The organism is Actinacidiphila cocklensis (genome assembly GCF_907177275.1).
In the GTDB taxonomy this organism is placed as follows: domain Bacteria; phylum Actinomycetota; class Actinomycetes; order Streptomycetales; family Streptomycetaceae; genus Actinacidiphila; species Actinacidiphila cocklensis.
The window spans coordinates 1-14885 of sequence record NZ_CAJSLV010000043.1 but is presented as its reverse complement, the minus strand read 5'-3'; the positions used below and the strand labels follow the sequence as shown (position 1 = coordinate 14885).

The 14885-nt window shown below is 70.1% G+C and carries 11 protein-coding genes and 1 pseudogene; 5 read left to right on the top strand and 7 right to left on the bottom strand.

What is annotated here, in order from left to right; translation table 11 throughout:
• Nucleotides 1-123: 123 nt before the first annotated feature.
• On the bottom strand, nucleotides 124-975 hold the full coding sequence (locus NFU81_RS06910) for an SDR family oxidoreductase (RefSeq protein ID WP_251486070.1): 852 nt from the start codon (nucleotides 973-975) through the stop codon (nucleotides 124-126).
• A 342-nt stretch (nucleotides 976-1317) separates the two neighbouring features.
• Here NFU81_RS06910 and NFU81_RS06905 point away from each other — a divergent pair, with 342 nt between their 5' ends.
• The gene (locus NFU81_RS06905) at nucleotides 1318-2388 is read left to right on the top strand and encodes a ferritin-like domain-containing protein (protein ID WP_251486069.1); all 1071 of its coding nucleotides are present in this window, start codon (nucleotides 1318-1320) and stop codon (nucleotides 2386-2388) included.
• Nucleotides 2389-2412: 24 nt separating this feature from the next.
• Here the strand turns inward: NFU81_RS06905 and NFU81_RS06900 are convergent, their stop codons facing one another.
• On the bottom strand, nucleotides 2413-5190 hold the full coding sequence (locus NFU81_RS06900; protein ID WP_251486366.1) for a helix-turn-helix transcriptional regulator: 2778 nt from the start codon (nucleotides 5188-5190) through the stop codon (nucleotides 2413-2415).
• A 183-nt stretch (nucleotides 5191-5373) separates the two neighbouring features.
• A complete protein-coding gene (locus NFU81_RS06895; RefSeq protein WP_251486067.1) occupies nucleotides 5374-5982 on the bottom strand; it encodes a malonic semialdehyde reductase in 609 nt (202 codons plus the stop codon).
• A 105-nt stretch (nucleotides 5983-6087) separates the two neighbouring features.
• Between NFU81_RS06895 and NFU81_RS06890 the strand changes: the two genes are divergently transcribed.
• The 3 genes from NFU81_RS06890 (at nucleotide 6088) to NFU81_RS06880 (ending at nucleotide 10454) form a co-directional block, all read left to right on the top strand.
• Nucleotides 6088-6492, top strand: a complete 405-nt coding sequence (locus tag NFU81_RS06890; RefSeq protein WP_251486065.1) for a winged helix-turn-helix transcriptional regulator — start codon at nucleotides 6088-6090, stop codon at nucleotides 6490-6492.
• 509 nt (nucleotides 6493-7001) lie between these two features.
• Nucleotides 7002-9815, top strand: coding sequence for a helix-turn-helix transcriptional regulator (locus NFU81_RS06885; protein ID WP_251486062.1), 2814 nt, complete (start codon nucleotides 7002-7004; stop codon nucleotides 9813-9815).
• Between the two features lie 183 nt (nucleotides 9816-9998).
• Nucleotides 9999-10454 carry a VOC family protein gene (locus NFU81_RS06880; protein ID WP_251486363.1) on the top strand — a complete coding sequence of 152 codons (456 nt, stop codon included), beginning with the start codon at nucleotides 9999-10001 and terminating at the stop codon, nucleotides 10452-10454.
• 288 nt (nucleotides 10455-10742) lie between these two features.
• Here the strand turns inward: NFU81_RS06880 and NFU81_RS40780 are convergent, their stop codons facing one another.
• From NFU81_RS40780 to NFU81_RS06870, 3 genes are all read right to left on the bottom strand, one after another.
• On the bottom strand, nucleotides 10743-10868 hold the full coding sequence (locus NFU81_RS40780; RefSeq protein ID WP_274038124.1) for a hypothetical protein: 126 nt from the start codon (nucleotides 10866-10868) through the stop codon (nucleotides 10743-10745).
• A gap of 484 nt (nucleotides 10869-11352) precedes the next feature.
• Nucleotides 11353-11925, bottom strand: coding sequence for a ParH-like protein (locus NFU81_RS06875; RefSeq protein WP_251486061.1), 573 nt, complete (start codon nucleotides 11923-11925; stop codon nucleotides 11353-11355).
• A gap of 220 nt (nucleotides 11926-12145) precedes the next feature.
• The gene (locus tag NFU81_RS06870; protein WP_251486059.1) at nucleotides 12146-12436 is read right to left on the bottom strand and encodes a hypothetical protein; all 291 of its coding nucleotides are present in this window, start codon (nucleotides 12434-12436) and stop codon (nucleotides 12146-12148) included.
• A 310-nt stretch (nucleotides 12437-12746) separates the two neighbouring features.
• Here NFU81_RS06870 and NFU81_RS06865 point away from each other — a divergent pair.
• Nucleotides 12747-13680, top strand: a pseudogene (locus NFU81_RS06865) (IS5 family transposase).
• Nucleotides 13681-13700: 20 nt separating this feature from the next.
• Here the strand turns inward: NFU81_RS06865 and NFU81_RS06860 are convergent.
• Nucleotides 13701-14333, bottom strand: a complete 633-nt coding sequence (locus NFU81_RS06860; protein WP_251486058.1) for a WD40 repeat domain-containing protein — start codon at nucleotides 14331-14333, stop codon at nucleotides 13701-13703.
• Between the last annotated feature and the right edge of the window lie 552 nt (nucleotides 14334-14885).

Here is a 14885-nt window from a genome sequence, read left to right as displayed (position 1 = left end):
TCGGACCGCCACCACGGTGGTGTCGGTGCGATCGGACGCAGGGGCGAACCCGGTCCCGGCCCCTTCCGCGACCACCGTCGCACGACCCGTGTCGACCGGGCTCACCATGCGCCCCCGGGTACGTCACGCGCTCCGGCGCCCGGCGTCCCCGGTGCCCGCCGGCCAGATGCCCTCCGGGTCCGGCGACTGCCGGTGCCGCTTGACCCACCGGCTGCCGCGGACCGGCAGCGGGTCGTCGCGGTCTCCCAGCCACTGGGCGAAGGTGGTGTGCCCCAGACGGGCGTTCGCCACGGGGAGCAGCGTCCACTCGCCGGGCACAGCGCCGAGGAAGGGTGCCTGGGCGTCGACGACCACCTCGCGCATGTCCCCCCGCGCGGCCAGCATTTTCCCGACGAGGTCGTCCAGGCGGTGCTCCTCCGGTCCGGCGATCTCCACCGGGCCGAACACCGGCATGCCGACGGCGCCCCGGGCGACGGCAGCGGCGACGTCGTCCGTCGACACCGGACGCACCCGCACGGGTGCGACATGTACACCGTCCGGGTGGGCCACCGAACGCGACACCGTCTCGACCGTCTCGAAGAACGGTGTGGCACGCACGATGGAGTGGGGGACCGGCGACCTGCGCACCTGCTCCTCCTGCAGCAGTTTCGCCCGGAAGTACCCTGCGGACAGACGCTCGGTCCCCACGACGGACAGCACCACGTAGTGCTCGACCCTTGCCGAGTCAGCGGCGTCGAGCAGGTTGCGCGTCGCGGTGCCGAAGAACGCCCCGCTCGCGCGTCCCCGACGGGACGGCGCGTCGGTGACGTCCACCACCAGCTCGGCACCCCGCAGCGCCTCGGGGAGGCCCTTTCCCGTGGTGACGTCGACGCCCTCGGCGCGCGACACGGGCACGACCTCCAGACCGTGGTCCCGAAGCCGGACGACCGTCCTGGAACCGATTCGGCCGGTGGCTCCCGCGACAACGACTCGCATGTGGGTCTCTTCTCCTCCAGGGCCGACGAGCCCGCTGAGTTCTTCGTCCATGTGCCGGCGACGCCCGTCGCTCGGCACATCTACGACCGCATGCGTGCACATGTTGTGACACTGAGGACGGATGCCCGAAGACGGAACAGCTGTGCGTGGGAAGAGCTCGCGCTGCCACTGTCACAGATCCACCGCCAGCCCGGTCAACCCTGAGCGATGCGCGGGGGGGGCGCGGACGCGCGGACGGCATCAGCCGCACCGCGACGCCTCCCGGCACCCCACTACCGGCAACCGCTCCGGAAACCGACGCAGCTCACGGCCACGTCGGACAAACGAAATGAGAGAACACTCGTGAACCACCAGGAACAGCCGGCAGCAGCCGAGGCACCCTCGGCGACGCGGATAGCGACGCTCGAAAGCCTTCGCGAGCACCTCCAGTGGGCGCTGGAACTGGAACACGCCACGCTGCCGCCCTATCTCTGCGCGCTCTACTCGCTCGATCCCCGGCTGAACCCGGACGCTGTCGAGGCAGTCGGCGGCGTTTTCGTGGAAGAGATGATCCATCTGGCCCTGGCGGCGAATCTCCTCAACGCGGTCGGCGGCCGGCCGCGCCTGGACACGCCGGAGTTGCTGCAGCCGCATCCCCGGACCCTGCCTCATGGCGACCGCTCCCTGCGCCTGTCCCTCGTACCTTTCGGGCCCGAGGCTGTGGAGATGTTCCTGCGGCTCGAGCAGCCGGCCCTGCCCGGTGCGCCGGCTGAGGACGACGGCTACCAGACGATCGGCCAGTTCTACGACGCGATCGAAGACGGGCTGCGCCACCTCTGCGCCGAACTCGGCGATGCGGCGGTCTTCTGCGGAGACCCGGCCCGACAGGTCACCGGCGGCCCCTTCCGCCACACGGGCGGGAAGCTGACCGCGGTCAACGACCTGGGCTCGGCGCTGGCGGCACTGGAGGAGATCGTCGAGCAGGGCGAGGGCACAGCGCGGGGCGAAGTGTGGGACGGCGACCGGGACATCTTCCACCCCGAACGCGATGAGGTCTCGCACTACTACCGGTACCAGGAGCTCAAACTGGGCCGGCGCTACCTGCGCGGTGACACACCGCTGTCCGGCCCCACGGGGGAAACGGTCACGGTCGACCTGGCCGGCGTCCGCCCGATGCGCCCCAACCCGCTGGTGGCGGATCACCCGGCGGGCAGCGCGATCCGATCCGCCCAGGAGGAGTTCAACGTCACCTACTGCGGCCTGCTCCAGCTGCTGGAGGAGGCGTTCAACGGCAGCCCGGACAGACTTGCGGCCGCGACCGGCACGATGTACGCGCTGAAGGCCCAGGCCCAGGCCCTGATGGACATGCCGGACGGCGACGGCACGACCGCCGGGCCGACGTTCGAGTACGTCGAACCGGAGCTGCGCCGATGATTCCGTTCGAGAATGAGACGCCGCTCACAGCGCGGTGCGCAAGAGCCGGCGGGAGGCGATGCCGAGCTTGGCGTACACCTTCCGAAGATGCCATTCCACGGTGTGCGGGCTGAGGAACAGCTGGGCGCCGATCTCGGAGTTGGTGAACCCCTCGCGGGCCAGATGCGCGATCTGGGTCTCCTGAGGGGTGAGCGTCGCCGTGGGGGCACCGTCGTGCCGGGCCACCGTCTCGCCGGTGGCCCGCAGCTCGCGGACGGCGCGTTCGGCGAACGCACCCGCACCGAACCGCGTGAACAGCGCGTGTGCCTTGCGCAACTGCTCCCGGGCGTCGGCGCGGCGGCTCTCCCGCCGCAACCATTCCCCGTACAGCAGGTGCGACCGGGCGGTCTCCATCGCCACCCGGCTGCTGCCGAGCCGTTCGATCGACTCCCGGTACAGCTCCTCTGCTGCTTTCCCCCGGCTCAGCAGTGCACGGGAGCGAGTCTGGACTCCCAACGCCCAGTGTGTGGCGGCCGCGTCCGTGGTCTCGGTCAGCCGGACCAGTGCGGCCTCGGCCGCGTCGAGGCGACCGCTGCGCACGCCGGCTTCCACCAGTTCGACCAGTCCCCAGTGGGCTGCGACCAGGTCCTGCGGATGCGCGCTCGCCAGACGGGCTGCGCCGAACGCCTCCTCGTACCTGCCCAGACCGTTGTGGAGCACCGCTCCGGCCCGCTGCGCGATGGCCACGCCGATTCCCTCACCGCGGTGCAGCGCGTCCTCCATGCTGGCCTCGATCAGCGGGGCGGCTTCGCGTCCGCGTCCCTGCCAGGCGGCGAGTGTCATCGTGCCGTACGGCGCGAAGTTGCTGCCGACCGCCTCCTGCAGCCGGTCGATCTCCGCAGTGAGCAGTGCTGCGGCCTCAAGTTCCCCGGCGCACGTGTGGACGACGACCTGCGAGTTGAGCGCGAGGGGCAACTCGGTCAGCGCGCCGACGGCGCGGGCGGTTCGCACGTGGCGTGCCACCAACTCGGTCCACGCCTCGAAGTCCCACATCTCGGCCGCCAGAGCGGAGGCCAGCCACGACCAGCGCAGGACCTCATCAGGGTCGGACTCCCGCCGGAACGCCCGTAGGGCGTCGTGCGAGGCGGCGACCGCGACGCGGTAACCGCCGGTGAACCGTGCGGCGAAGGCGTTCAGGAGCAGATCGGCGTTGCCCGGCGGTTTCGTGGTGGGCGCCGACGTCTTCTGCGCCGCCGACGCCACCTCGCGGACGCTCACGCCGGTGGCGAGGCGCCCGGCGAACATGGCGGCCGACAGGGTGTCGAGGAAGGTCTCGCGAGCCAGGCCGACATCGAGCGGCACCGCATGCTGCGCGGTGGCCAGCAGCAGGGGGAGCGCCTCGTCCAGGCGGCTGGAGGCGAGGGCTATCCGGGCCTGGACGAGGTCCACGCGGACGCGACCCAGGTCGTCGAGGACTCCACTCCGTGCCAGGGCCAGCAGTTCGCGCGCCGCGGCGGGTGCACCGGCGCGGAGTTTCGCCTGAGCCGCAGCGAGCGCACGCGTCGCCTTGCGCCCCGGGTGAGGCGTCAGTGCCGCGGCGTGGGCGAGGAAGGCGGCCGCCGCGGCGGTGCCCCCTCGCGCCAGCGCCCGCTGCGCCGACGCCTCCAGTTCGGCGGCGATCGACTCGTCCGGCCGAACCGTCGCCTGCGCCAGGTGCCAAGCGCGACGGTCGGGGTCGAGGAGGGGATCGGTCTCCTCTGCCAGGGCGCGGTGAACCTGCCGCAGGTCCGCCAGCCCGGCCGACCGGTAGATCGCCGAGCGTAGGAGCGGGTGCCTGAAACGCACCATGGCCCCGACCTCGAGCAACCCCGCCCTGACCGCCGGGCCGGCCGCGTCCTGGCTGATGTCCAGACGCGCGGCGGCACGCCTGAGCAGCGTCACGTCGCCGATCGGTTCGGCCGCGGCGGTCAGCAACAGCCGCTGCGTCGCCGTCGGCAGCGAGCGGACCCGTGCGAGGTAGCTGCGCTCGATGCGGCCGGCCACCGGTCCGGGATCGGACAGGCCGAGCCCACCGGCCGGTTCCGCCTCGATCCGGCCGTGGGGGAGCTCCAGCAGAGCGAGCGGGTTGCCGCGTGCTTCGGCGAGGACGCGGACGCGGATCCGCTCGTCCATCGGCCCGTTCGCCGCCGCGTCCAGAAGCGCGCGGGCGTCGGTGTCGTCGAGGCCGTCGAGTGCCAGTTCGGGCAGACCGGCCAACTCGTCGCGTCCCCGCCGCTCGCGAGAGGCGAAGACGAGCGCCAGCGGTTCGGCGAGCATGCGGCGCGCCACGAACGCCAGCGTCTGCGCCGAGACGCGGTCCAGCCACTGCGCGTCGTCGACGAGGCAGAACAACGGCCGCTCGGCGGCCACGTCGGTGAGCAGTCCGAGGACGGCCAGACCGACCAGGAAACGGTCCGGAGGCGGTCCCATGCTCACCCCGAACGCCGTGGACAGCGCTTCCCGCTGTGGAGGCGGAAGGGAATCGGCGCGTCCGACGAACGGGGCGCACAGCCGATGCAGCCCCGCGAACGGAAGCTCCATCTCCGACTCGGCGCCCGCCCCGCGGGCGATGCGGTAGCCCGCGGCGCGTGCCGCCAGGTGATCCAGCAGAGCGGACTTCCCGATCCCGGCATCACCGCGCAGGACCAGGACGGCACTGCTTCCGGACTCCACGCCCGAGATCAGCCCGTCGAGCACCTCACACTCGCGGCGCCGGCCGCGCAGCCGCTCCGGACCGTCCTCACTCACCCCGATGATCCCCGCACGCGTCGAGCTTAACAACATCGTGAGCGGCCGAGGCCGACGTATCGGTGCAGGCGGGCGGATCTCTTCTGCGCTGCGCGGCCTCCGGCGCGAGCGGGCACTGTGGCTTCCCGGGGCAACCGCCGAGGATGCCTTTGCGCCGCCCACAGGAGAGCTGCCCGACGCGCGCGCGAATTGCCGGGGCGGTAGGCGCGGCTGTGGGAGTCAGGCCCAGTCGAGGGCGTGCTCGTGGGGCACGCGGGGCATGCGGTCGAACTCCGGCGCCCCGGCCGCGTGGCCGATGTTGACCACGAGGATGGAGCGCCAGCCGTTGTCCGGGAAGAACTCCTTGTCGATCCCGGCCGGGTCGAAGCCGCCCATCGGTCCGGCGGCCAGGCCGAAGGCGCGGACGGCCAGGATGAAGTAGCCGGCCTGGAGCGGCCCGTTGAAGGACGTGATGCCGTCACGCTGGGCGGGATCGGCTTCGAAGTGGCCCTGCATCTCGGGACGGATGGGAAGGATGTGCGGGATGTGGTCGTGGAAGCGGTCGTCCACGGCGAGGACAGCGACGACAGGTGCCGAGGCCGATTTGGGCCGGTTTCCCTCGTTGAGGTTCGGCAGCAGGCGCTCCTTGCCTTCGGGCGTACGGATGTACAGGACGCGCAGCGGCTGCAGGTTCGCCGCGGTCGGTGCCCATCGGGCGAGCTCCCAGATACCCGTCAGCTTCTCGTCGTCGACGGGCGTGCCGGCGAAGGAGTAAGCGGTGCGCGCGGCGGTGAACAGCGCGGCGCGGGCATCGTCGTTGACTCCGGGAAGGGTTCCGGTAACGGACATAGAGGATTCTCCGGGCTCGTTATGGCGAAGTGGCTACTGAAATCCATGTCGCTTCTAAAAACAGAGCGTGCGGCCTGCAGAGTAGCACCCGGTTACGCTGAAGGCATGGAGGAAGCAAAGGGCGCTCGGTCGGCCCGCTCGGGCGGCGCGAGTGCGGAGTCGCACCATCCGGCCGCCTGCGACGGTGCGCTGGCCAAGGCGTTCACCTTCCTCGGCAAGCGGTGGAACGGCGTCATCCTGGCCACCCTCCAGCACGGACCCCTGGGCTACGCAGAGTTGCGGCGCGCGGTGGAAGGCATCAGCGACTCCGTCCTCTCGGAGCGGCTCTCCGAACTGTCCGCCGCCGGTCTCACCCTCCGCGAGGTGAAGACCGGCCCGCCCATCACGGTTCGCTACCGTCTGACCCCGGACGGGACGGCTCTCATGCCCATCCTGGGCGAACTCGCGGGATGGGCGTCCCGCCACCTACCCGACACGCCCACCGTCTCGCGGCGCGGCAGTCACGGCTAGACGGCGGGGATGGGCGGAACCGGTTCACGGCGCCCCCCGGCCCTCGGAGACCACACCGGATCGGCCTGCACGTCAGTGACGGCAAGGCGGAACGCGTCGCCGGTGTTCTCATGGCGACGTGCGGACGCACGACGCCAGATGCGGGTGTGCCATGTGAACCTCATCGCCCCTGTGTCTGGTCACTGCCAGGACCGCGACACCGGCGTCGGCGATTTCGACGGCCGCCCGGAGTCCGGGGCTACCGGCCCCCACCACGATGACGGATGTGGCGAGTTGGTGTCCGAGTGAAGAAATTGGACCTCCCGTGACTGCGGCGGACACGCCATAGGCAGTGGGCCACCGGATAGAAGGCTCGGATGTGACAGCCGCGGGGTCATTCTCGGCGTGGATTCCATCACAACATCTGGGCACAACGTGTGGAGACCATCCCAGGTATCGTGACAAGGATCGTTCCGAGAATCGCTGTGGGAGCTTTTCCGCCCCCGGAGTCCCCGAAGGAGCCACGTCGCATGATCGCCAGCCCGCTTCCGGACCTGGTTGGACGGCATCGCGAATGCACGGCGCTCGACGACCTGCTGGCCGGCCTGCGCGAAGGCGGGTCCCGAGTCCTGGTCGTCCGTGGCGAGGCCGGCATCGGGAAGTCGGTGCTTCTGAATTACGTGGCCTCGCGGTTGTCAGCGGGGAAGGTGACGTGGGCTCACGGCATCGAGGCCGACATGGAGTTGCCCTACGCGAGCCTGCACCAACTGTGTGCGCCGTTCCTGGGCGAGCTCGAAGCGTTGCCGGAACCTCAACGCGACGCCCTACGCGTGGCGTTCGGGATGGCAGCCGGGGACCCGCCCGACCGCTTCCTGGTCGGTCTCGCCGTGCTGACCCTGCTCACGCGGGCCTCGGAGACCCGGCCGGTGCTCGTTCTGGTCGACGACGCCCAGTGGCTGGACCAGGCGTCCCTGCAGACCCTGGAGTTCGTGGCCCGGAGACTGCTGGCCGAGGCGGTGGCGATGACGTTCGCGGTGCGTGACCCCGAGGGGCAGGCGGCACTCACCGGTCTGCCGGAGCTGCGGATCGACGGTCTCGACACCACCGCGGCGGGGGAGCTCCTCGAGGCCGCGGTCGGCGGGAGGCTGGAGAAGCGGATCCGTGACCGGTTCGTGGCCGAGATGCACGGCAACCCACTGGCGCTGCTCGAATTCTCCCGCGGGCGCAGCGCCGCCGAACTGGCCTATGGCCTGGACTCCGCGAGTTACCCGGTCATCCAGGGCCCGCTCGCCAGTCGCATCGAGCGGGACTTCGCCGGCCGGCTCGCGTCGCTGCCGGCGGCGACGCGGAAACTGCTGCTGATCGCCGCGGCGGAACCGGTCGGTGACGCGCGCCTTCTGGTCCGCGCAGCCGCCTCGCTCGAGATCACTCCCTACGCCGCACCGGCCAAGGCCGCCGGCCTGATCGAATTCGGTGAGTCGGTTCGGTTCCGGCATCCGCTCGTCCGTTCGGCGGTCTACCACGGAGCAGAGCCCGAGGAGCGCCGAGCGGTGCATCGGGCGCTGGCCGAGGCGACGGACCCGGTTCTGGACCCCGACCGGCGCGCCTGGCACGCCGCCGAGGCCGCCGACGGGCCGGACGAGGACGTGGCCGCGGGACTGGAGCAGGCCGCCGACCGCGCACGCCAGCGCGGCGGCATCGCGGCCGAGGCGGTGCTGCTGGAACGCGCGGCCGAGGTGACGCCGGACCGGTGGCCGCGTGGGCGCCGGGCTCTCGCGGCGGCCGAGGCCCACTTCTCGGCCGCCGCGCCTGACCGGGCCACCGAGCTTGCGACGGTTGCCGAGCTGTGTCCCCTGAGCGCACTGGACCGCGCCCGCCTGGCACGCCTGCGCGCCAGGATTCTCTTCGCCCGCAGCCGCAGTGACGAGGCGGCACCCCTGCTCCTCGACGCCGCCGCACAGTTCACCGCGGCCGGGTCGCCACTGGCGCGGGAGACGTACCTCGAAGCGATCAGCACGACCATCTTCGCGGGCCGGGTCCACGGTCCCACGGGTGCCCGTGCCGCCGCGATCGCGGCCCGCGGGTCGGGTGCGCCGCCCTCGGGCTCCAGGGCCGCCGACCTGCTCCTGGACGGTGTGGCCGCGCTACTGACGGACGGTTACGAGACCGGTATCCCGGCGCTGCGCGGCGCGCTGGAACTGCTCGCCCACGAGGAGCTCCGCACCCGGGAGGCCACCATGCGCTGGCTTCTGCTGGTCCCGGTCGCGCTGGAAGCGTTCATTCACTACGCCTGGGACCTGCACGCGTGGGACACGCTGTCGAACCGGGCGGTGCGCCTGGCCCGCGACGTCGGCGCGCTCGGGGCACTGCCACCGGCCCTTATCTACGCAGGTGGTGTGCACATCCACTACGGCAACTTCGACCAGGCAGCCAGGATGATCGACGAAGCCGACGCGATCGCCGCCGCGACCGGCCACGCTCCGCACAAGTACGCGGCGCTCGTCCTGGCCGCATGGCGAGGCGAGGCGGACCTCGCGGCCGGAATCATCGACGAGGCCAAGCACAGCGCCGACCAGCGGGGCGAGGTGTCCCTGCTGGGAGCCATGGGCTACATCCAGGGGGTGCTGTTCAACGGCTTGGCACGGTACGAGGAGGCGATGGAGGCCGCACGCACGGGCATCGAGCACGACGGCTTCAACTTCACCGGACTGTCGCTGGTCGAACACGTCGAGGCCGCTACCCGCTGCGGTGAACTCGATCAGGCCCGCGCCTCGCTGGCCCGGCTCATCGAGCTCACCCGGGCCGCCGATTCGGGTTGGGCACGCGGCGCCGGCGCCCGCAGCCAGGCTCTGCTCACCGACGGGGACGAGGCCGATCGCCTGTATCGCACCGCGATCGAGGAGTTCGGCCGCGGCGGTGTGACGGTGGAGGTGGCACGCACCCACCTGCTGTACGGCGAGTGGCTGCGGCGCAGCCAGCGCCGATCGCTGGCCAGGACGCACCTCCGGACCGCTCATGCGATGTTCGACGGGATGCGTGCGAGCGCGTTCGCCGAACGGGCCCGCCGCGAACTGCTCGCCACCGGTGAGCACGTAAGGGCGCGGGAGGACATGCTGGCGAGCGCCCTCACGCCCCAGGAGTCACAAGTCGCGACTCTCGCCGCCGACGGCTTGACGAACGCGAAGATCGGCGCGGAACTCTTCATCAGCCCCCATACCGTGGAGTGGCACCTGCGGAAGGTCTATGTGAAGCTCGGGATCACCTCGCGCCGCGCGCTGCAGGGAGCCCTTGCGAGTACCCCGGCCGTGGACACCAGGGGCGAGGACACGGCGCGAGCAGGCTGACGGGGGAGTCCCCGATGTCCGCGCTCAGACGGAACACGAACGACGGCCGGTGTCACAGCTCAGGTGCCTGTTCGGTCAATGAGGCATGTGCGGGTGTGATCGCCGCGCCTGTGTGAGCGAAATGGCTCAGGAACGGCTGACCTGACCCCACCACAGCCCGGGCCATCGAAGGGACAACGGATGATGAAACCTGACGTAGATTTGCCCGCACCGAAGCACGGCCTCCTCCTTGCGCATTACCTGACGGTGCGCAACGTCGCTGTTTCCAGGGGTTTCTACGCCGACGTATTCGGTGGCGAGGTCGTGATGGAAGAGAATCCGGCGATGGTCAAAGTCGCCAACAGCTGGATCATCATGAATCCGGGGGGCGGGCCCACGCCTGACAAGCCGGGGGTTACGCTGGAAGCTCCCCCGAGCGGGGATCGTGCTTCCAGTTTTCTCAACGTGCGGGTGGCCGACATCGCCGCCTTTTACTCGCATGCCGTCGCGAGAGGGGCCGAATTCCTCACCGCACCCATCGACCGCGGGTCCGAGCTGCGCTGCTACCTTCGGGACCCCGACGGCTATCTCATCGAGGTGGGCCAGTCCACCGGTCTGCTCAGAGGGATCACAGCGGAGACGTCTGCCGATTCCGGTTGAGCGCCGAGACGGTCGGATCGACGGACCTCGGACGTCTGATCTGGGCTGGTTCGTTGTTTGAGCGGGGGGTGCTCGGAGTGGAGCGGCTTGACCGAGTGCCCGGCGGGGCCGATGCCCGTTGGAGAAGATCTCGAACTCGCTGAGCGCGTGGAGAAGGTGGCTCTGGTTCCAGAGCAGTGTCCGGCGTCGGTCAGCGGCGCGTCGAAAGGCGGCCGTGAACCCACGTCCACCGCGCGAAGGTCCTCGGCCGCTGGGAGCCCAGGACCGGCGCTGTCGGCCGAGAAGGCCTCACCGGGGGTGCTCCTCCTGGGCCAGCAGCCGGCGGCGGACCTCGGAGATCTCGGGGCGGCGTGCGAACGCGTCGGCGACCTGGAGGAGCCAGGTCGTCTCCGCGTCGAGCGTGCCGGAGGACACCGGAGGAGGTCCCGCGGGGTGCCAGCCTGCCTCGGACGCCCCCAGTGGCTTGCGGCCGGCACGCCGGTTCTCCAGGCGAAGAAGAGCGCATGCTCTCCCGGTACCACGACCTCCTCACCGGTGACGGTGACGTTCGCGCTGGCGAAGAGCGCGGCGGAGACCACCTGGAGGGCGCATCCGGCGATCTTGTGACGCCGCATCGCACGGCGGTCGACCGACGGCTGGCGCAGGGTCAGGGCGATGAGCGCGAGGAAGCTGAAGGCGCCGAGTTTGAGCTGGTGCACCAGCAGTACGGGGAACTGGCGGTCCGGCACCAGCTCGCCCAGGGCGGTGATGCTGGTCGGTGCGTTGAGCAGCAGTGCGCCGCCGATGCACAGCCCGAAGCCGCCGATGCACAGCTGCGCGCTGACGCCCCTGGCCGCCGACAGCCGCCAGGCGGCGAAGCCGATGAAGAGGGCGGCGGCGAGATACGCGGTGGCGTCGATCACCGGTCGCCGCTCCCGGAGCCGGAGCCGGAGCCGGGGCCGGAACCGGTGTCGGGTCCGGGCGGTTCCGGACGGCCGAAGAGGACCTCCAGGCGGGCGGCCTCGGTCCGGGCCTGCGGCCTGGGCTGCGGGGTGACGCGGGAGAGGATGAGGGAGGCGACGAGTTCGGCCTCGTGTTCCTGCGGCTCGGTGTAGACGGTGCGGCCCAGCACGCGCTCGACCAGCGCCGTGGGGAGGCCGGGTATCAGGATGCCGGCCGCGGCCGCCAGGGCGGAGCCGTCGTCGTGGTGGCCGCACAGGAGGTGGGCGGCTTCGTGCAGCAGGATGTGCTGCTGGTGCAAGGGAGTGGTGTCGACCGCGTAGAGGATGAGGTCGGCCTCCGCGGTGGTGACCAGGACGCCGCACGGGAGGTGCGGGCGGGCCGAGACGGGGATCAGTTCGATCGGCCTGCCCCGGCGGGCGGCCAGGGCGCGGATGAAGTCCGCGGTGTCGAACGGCACGGGCAGTTCGAGAGCGTCGACCGTGCGCCGACAGCTCCTCCATAACCGTCTGTGGCCCCGGTCGATGGTCAAGTGGCGCTCCTCTTCCATGGCGGCGCTGATCCTTCGCCGGCGGGCCGGACCGTGCTCCGGCCTGCCGGCGGACTACACCCGCAGGTAGGCTGCCGAGACGGCCGAATGCCTGTCAACTACCGTCTTCGGCAGTGGACTTGCCTTGCTCTCTGCGCGCCATCACATCGATGATGTCGCTGATCGTACTGACCCTGGTCCCATGGGAGGGCCTTGAGTCGGGTTACGCGGTCGGCTGGTTCCCCTTGATCACCGCGATGTAGTGGGCGTTCTTCTCCTGCACCAGCCAGCGCACCTGGTCTTTGACGCTGTGCAGGGGGTCGAAGGTGCCCATAGTGCCGGTAAGACCGAGTGGTTCCAGCAGCGGGCGGAAGGCGGCCGTCTCGTTGGTGTTGGCCCCTACCTCCCGCTGGGCCAGGGTGACGGTGGGGGCGTGGGTGACGGCGGACAGCAGGTGTTGGTGGCGCTGGCCTTGGTGCGAGCAGCCGGACAGGCGTGGGTGCCGATTAATCATCCGGCCCGGTCACGCGGCATGCCCCCTGGACGACCTAAGAATCCACGCGCAGGGCGTCAATGACATCACCCCGCCCGACCACTGCCTCGCCACCCGCACCGGACCCGACGACAAACTGCGCTTCTTCCTCTACCGCGGCCCCACTCGCTCAGACGCCGGACTCTGCGGATCGGTGATCCTCCCCAACCTCGATCTGCTGTTTGCCGGACGCCCCCGTCACTGCCCACGACCCCAGCGGAACACGCGTGAGTGGCCTAGAGTCTGTCCGGTCGATCACGTGACTGTCTGATGGTCTGGTCGTTGGCTGGGGATGGGGCGGGGTGATCTGACAGATGCGGAGTGGGAACGGCTTCGGCCCTTCCTGCCGGTGGGCAATGGTCGGTGCGGGCGGTGGCGGGATCACCGGCAGGTGATCGACGGGATTTTGCACCGGGTGCGGACGGGGGTGCACTGGCGTGACCTGCCGGAACGGTTCGGGCCGTGGAAGACGGTCTATGGGCGGCACCGGCTGTGGTCGGCCGAGGGCACGTGGGAGCGTCTTCTCCAGCAGGTTCAGGCAGAGGCGGACGCTGCGGGGGAGATCGACTGGGATATCGGGGTCGATTCCACGGTGGTGCGCGCTCACCAGCACGCGGCGGGGGCCCGCACCAGTGCGCCGCCGGCGCCGGCTACGTCAAAGGGGGAAACGGGCGGCGAACACCAGGGCGAACCACCTTGGCAGAGCCTTCAAGCCCGCCTGGTGGAGGCGGTGAGGCAGGTGAGGGACTGGGCCGCTCCCGGGGCGGCTTCACCACCAAGATCCACCTGAGTGCCGAGGGCCGGTGCAGGCCTCTGTCCCTGCTGGTCACGCCCGGTCAACGGGCTGACTGCACCCAACTCGAGCCGGTGCTCGACAAGATCCGTGTTCCGCGGACCGGGCCGGGCAGGCCGCGCAAGAGACCCAACAGCCTCGCCGCGGACAAGGCGTACAGCAACGGCACCTGCCGGAGGATCCTGCGGCGCCGGGGTATCCGGCACACCATCCCGGAGAAGATCGACAGCCAGGCTGCCCGCCGACGCAAAGGCTCACACGGCGGACGCCACCCGGCTTTGACAAACAGCGCTACAAGAAACGCAACACCATCGAGAGGGCCGTCAACAAGCTGAAACAGTCCCGGGCCGTAGCCACGCGATACGACAAGCGCGGCTACGTCTACCTCGGCACCGTCACCGCCGCAGCGCTCGTCATCTGGCTGCGAACATGATCGGCAACTTGCGAGTTACATCATGGCCAGGCACGGCCTAGCTCACAGACTGTGACATCGCCGTTGTTTGTCCCGGTGGCGAGAAAAACCGTCCCATCGGCACGCTGTGCGCAAGCAACGGCAACGCCGGTCACAGGTGGGTCGTTTTGCTCACCCGTGACGGCGTTCCAGCGGCGCACCACTTCATCTTCACCGGAGGCGATTACGAGCGGTTTGCCGTCAAGGTGGATCGTGCAGAGCATTCTTGCGGTAGCGCCCATCTCAATGGCTCGTCCAATCGGCTCGCCGGTGAGTGCGTTCCACCGGTACAACGTGCCGTTGGTGTCGCCCGCCGCTACCAGCAACCTGTCAGTTGGCGAGCGCAACAAAGCCACGTTGGTGATTTCAGCGAAGCCACGGCTCTGGAGCGGCGCTCCCAGCATCCGTCCGCTTTCCGCATCCCAGCGAATCACGTGCCCGTCGTCCCCGCCCGAGGCGATCAATGCAGTGCCGTCAGGCAGGCTGTTCGCAGCAACGCACGTGACGATGGCATTGTGGCCCTCCAACGCAGGAACTGGGCGAGCTCCGGTATCCAGTCCCCAGCGGTGCACCCGCTTGTCGTGTCCCGCCCCTACCAGCATTGCTCGCCCACCCGGCAAATAGGCGGCAGCCACCGACCACACGGTTCCTCGGTACGAGCTCCGCCACGCCAAGGGTTCGCCGTCCGATGCCTGCCAGCAATCGACTCCTCCCTCGCCCGCCGCCGCGATCAATGTCCCCGCTCCGGCCCCCCGCACCGCAGCAAGCGCATTCACACCCTGCAATGCCGTTCTCGAACACCAAAGCAGCGCACCCGTCTCGGCGTCCCATCGGGACAACCCGTCACGCCCATCCTCCGTCGAGACCAAGACGAAGCCCCCGCCCGATCCGGTCGGGTCGCACTCCAGCAAAACTGGCCCGGCTACCCCGTCATGAGCACCCGTAATGCGCACACACTCCCATTTCTCGCCTTTAATGGCAGAACGGCAGCCCCACTCCTACAGTCCGGCGACGTGCACGTTCGAGCCGACCCCTCCACCCCACGCGGAGGCTACAACACACCGATGCGTGATCGACCGGCCAGGCTCTAGCCTCGATCTTTCGTGACGGTCTGTCGACGGAGTTGGTGGACCGTTTCGCGTTCTGGGTCTGATGGTCGGCAGGCCGGTGGCCCGGCTGCGCGTCGG